General features: G+C 37.8%; 5 protein-coding genes. 3 read left to right on the top strand and 2 right to left on the bottom strand.

Annotated features, from left to right (window positions below; translation table 11 throughout):
* The 3 genes from WBN20_RS05635 to WBN20_RS05625 all read left to right on the top strand — a co-directional run.
* Window positions 1-675 (top strand): hypothetical protein (locus WBN20_RS05635; protein WP_424281021.1); only part of this gene is annotated, 675 nt, incomplete at its 5' end.
* A gap of 8 nt (window positions 676-683) precedes the next feature.
* Window positions 684-1,139 carry a DUF6090 family protein gene (locus WBN20_RS05630; RefSeq protein ID WP_424281020.1) on the top strand — a complete coding sequence of 152 codons (456 nt, stop codon included), beginning with the start codon at window positions 684-686 and terminating at the stop codon, window positions 1,137-1,139.
* A gap of 15 nt (window positions 1,140-1,154) precedes the next feature.
* A complete protein-coding gene (locus tag WBN20_RS05625) occupies window positions 1,155-1,415 on the top strand; it encodes a hypothetical protein (protein WP_424281019.1) in 261 nt (86 codons plus the stop codon).
* 113 nt (window positions 1,416-1,528) lie between these two features.
* On the opposite strand, the gene WBN20_RS05620 is transcribed toward WBN20_RS05625, so the two are convergent.
* Together WBN20_RS05620 and WBN20_RS05615 are read right to left on the bottom strand one after the other, a co-directional pair.
* Window positions 1,529-3,016: a SusD/RagB family nutrient-binding outer membrane lipoprotein gene (locus WBN20_RS05620; protein ID WP_424281018.1), complete on the bottom strand. Its 1,488-nt coding sequence runs from the start codon at window positions 3,014-3,016 to the stop codon at window positions 1,529-1,531.
* Window positions 3,017-3,033: 17 nt separating this feature from the next.
* On the bottom strand, window positions 3,034-3,345 hold a 312-nt coding region (locus tag WBN20_RS05615), incomplete at its 5' end, for a hypothetical protein (RefSeq protein WP_424281017.1).

The following is a 3,345-nucleotide window of genomic DNA, read 5'->3' as shown; positions in this document are numbered from 1 at the left end:
GTCATAATATTGATCGCTGGGATATTTTTTGCCTTACAAGCCGACAATTGGAATGAAAGGCGGCAAAATAAAATCATAGAAATTTCAATACTTAAGTCAATTAAAACAGGATTAGAGCAAGATCTTGTGCCCCTTCGAGAGGATGACCTTCCTCTTCTTAGAGAAGTCATTGCATCCTCACAAATTATCATAGAGCAACTTGAAAATAATCGGCCTTATAACGATTCTCTTGGCTATCACTTTTTAACCTCCCATCTAACTACCCTTATAATCTATAATAAAGGTGCTATCTCCACATTGAAATCAATAGGTATTAATACGATCACTAACGAAAAAATAAGAGATCAGGTTATCAATTTGTTTGATGTTAAATTATATTTCTTGGATATGGTGGGTAATGTTCACGGTAGTTCTAGCATTTATGGAATTAACCATATACTAAATAGCAGATTTGACCAAGCTAATTATTATGATGATCCGATGACAGAAAAAGAATGGGATGGAGCAATGATACCGTTGGATTATGAAGGTTTAAAAAAAGATAATGAATATCTATACTTTGTCAAATCATATAAAAATTTAACTTTTTATTATTTGCAAAACTTTTTCGATATCGAAAATGAAATTTCCCAGGTCATTTCGAATATTGAAGAAGAACTTAATACACTTGAATAATAGTTGCTATGGCCCTGTTTTTTAAACGGATAAGACATGAGTTACTGATTAGCAAAAGATTCGGTAAATACACGCTCTATGCTATAGGGGAAGTCCTCATATTAATCTTTGGTATAGCGATCGCAGTACAGGTCAACAATTGGGACCAAAGGCGGCGAAATATAGCCGTTGAAATTAACATACTCAAGTCCATTAAAGAAGATTTACATAGCGATTTAAGTGATCTACAATTTGGTATCGATCTACACACGGAGGGAAATGCCTCTTCAGAGATCATCCTAAACCATCTTGAAAATGATCTACCTTATAATGATTCGCTGGCCTATCACTTTGTGACCTCTTTTATCGTTACATTTTGGATGTATAATAGTGGTAGTATCCAATCTTTAAAATCATTAGGAGTAAATACGGTAACCAACGAGAAAATAAGATCTCAAATTATACAGTTATATGATTTACGATAAGACTATATGCGGTATATGACAACGCATCTCAATGATAGTAACTCTTTTGGAGAAGAAAATATATTACTTGGTAGATTTAAGGAAGCAAAATATTTTGATGATTATGATACGGAAAAACTCTGGGACGGCGGGATGATTCCGTTAGATTATGAAGGACTGAAAAAGGATGAGAAATACAAATTCCACCTGAAAACCTATTATAATGCCACCAATTATTATTTGATGGAATGTGATAGCACAAAAAATATGATATCCCAGGTAATTTTGAATATATAGAAAGAACTTAAAAGGCTTGAAAATTAATACGCATTCGCTAAAAATATAGCCATCTAAAATGATACTTATTGAACAAATCTAGAATTTCTTGTTTCCAATAACCTAATTTAAAATTAATTAGCCCAAAATATTTTATCGTTAAAAGTATTGGGTTGCGCCGGTAGATTTTCCCCATTAGCCGTTATTTCGCTTGATGGATAGGCCAAACGCACCGGCCGATCCGAGGTGATAGCCAGGTCCGAGATAGGCAGGTTGGAGGGGTATCCCGTTCTCGAATAATCGAACCAGGCTTGGATCGCATCAATACTATTTAATGCCAGCCATTTTTGGGTAATGATAGCTTCCTGCTTATTTGAAGAGGTATCCCAGCCAACCAAATTCAGATTTTGGCTGTAATAAGATGAGGCGTCGCCTGCACCTAAATAGTTAAATGAAGCCTGAATTCCATTTTCGTATAGCACTTTGGCATCGCCGGGCATCAATCCCTTAAGCGCTGCTTCTGCCTGGTTGAAATACGATTCGGCTGCTGTATATAGAACAGCTGCTTGGCCGGGTTCTTGCAAGATACCTGGCCCCATATTGGAGACCTTTTCAGAAACAAATTCACCTTCTCCGGCCGTATTGTATAATTGCCCTTGTCGAACACCCAGGTGGCCGGTTACAGGTTTTTCATAAATAAAATCGATTCTGGGATCCTGCGTTCCCTCTAAAAAATCAAGAACAAAGGGCGTAGCGCAGGTAGCATTGTTGAAGATCGTATTGTTACCCTGGGCATCCTGCCCAAATTCGGACCATTTTGGATTCATTCTATTCTCTTCATTTATATACCCAAGTTGAACTTCAACATCATTTTCCATTAATCCGGAACCTTCACCGGCGATAACAGCAAATTCATTTCTGATATATTCCGCTTTCTCAGGCAAGTCTGAAAGCCGTACCAATATCCGCAACTTTACGGTATTCGCAAATCTTTTCCATAGGTCCATATCGCCACCAAACATGACATCATCAACGCCGGGCATAATTGGGGAAATCGCAGAATTGGAAGCGGTTGAATTAATTAGGCTAATAGCGCTGCTTAATTGAACGATAAGATCGTCATAAATTACTTCAGCCTCGTCGTATTTTGGTGTTATATTACCACCTCTTTGCAATGCTTCAAAGTAAGGGACATCACCATAGGTATCCACCAATAGTTGAAAGTGATAAGCCACCATTACCTGACCAATTGCTCGGTAGTAACCAAATTCATCTCCTTCCAGAGTATTCAGGGCACTATACTGCTTTAAAGCATTTGCATAAGTATAATCAAAGTTTTGGCTGTAAAACGAAGGGTCTACAAAGTAACGGAACTCCGCTCCATAGAATACAGAACCTTCGCTTTCTGCCCAGTTATACATCATAAAGTTTCCCAGGGAATTTTGGCCCTGGAAACTCTCCTGAATAAAGGCCGAGTAGCTCTGCGCAACAGGTAAGATAAGGTCAGGGCTAACGGATAAAGGATTATTGGGATCTTTATTAATGTCCAGATAGTCTGAAGAACAAGCTGCCACAAAGAGGGTTATAAACATTGTACTAAGCGTATATTTGAAAGTTTTCATTCCTAATATCATTTACATTAGAATTCAATTTTTAGGTTTAGGCCCAAAGATTTGGATGGCGGCGGTTGCAATATCCCCCCAATACCTATTGCATTGTCCGGCTGGTTGTTGTTCTGAAATTCTGGGTCTGAAAACAGGTTTTCTCCCGGTAAATAGGTAAAGAAGTTCCGGGCGATCAGTCCAATTTCAAGTGCATGTATCGCGGAATTACGCAGGTATTTATTAGGTAATCCATAGTTCAAGGCCAATTCGCGAACTTTTAATGCGAAAGCATCTTTTATATAATTTTCTTTAATCCCTCCATAGAAGTCGGTCCAGAATATAAAATC

This window comes from Eudoraea sp., from assembly GCF_049665975.1.
GTDB lineage: Bacteria > Bacteroidota > Bacteroidia > Flavobacteriales > Flavobacteriaceae > Eudoraea.
The sequence above is the reverse complement of the archived record's forward strand: the minus strand, read 5'-3'. Positions and strand labels throughout refer to the sequence as shown.

Bases quoted from the DNA above. Each gene is read 5' to 3' on its own strand.
- WBN20_RS05625 (WP_424281019.1), top strand. From the start codon at position 1,155: ATGACAACGCATCTCAATGATAGTAACTCTTTTGGAGAAGAAAATATA.
- WBN20_RS05630 (WP_424281020.1), top strand. From the start codon at position 684: ATGGCCCTGTTTTTTAAACGGATAAGACATGAGTTACTGATTAGCAAA.
- WBN20_RS05620 (WP_424281018.1), bottom strand. From the start codon at position 3,016: ATGAAAACTTTCAAATATACGCTTAGTACAATGTTTATAACCCTCTTT.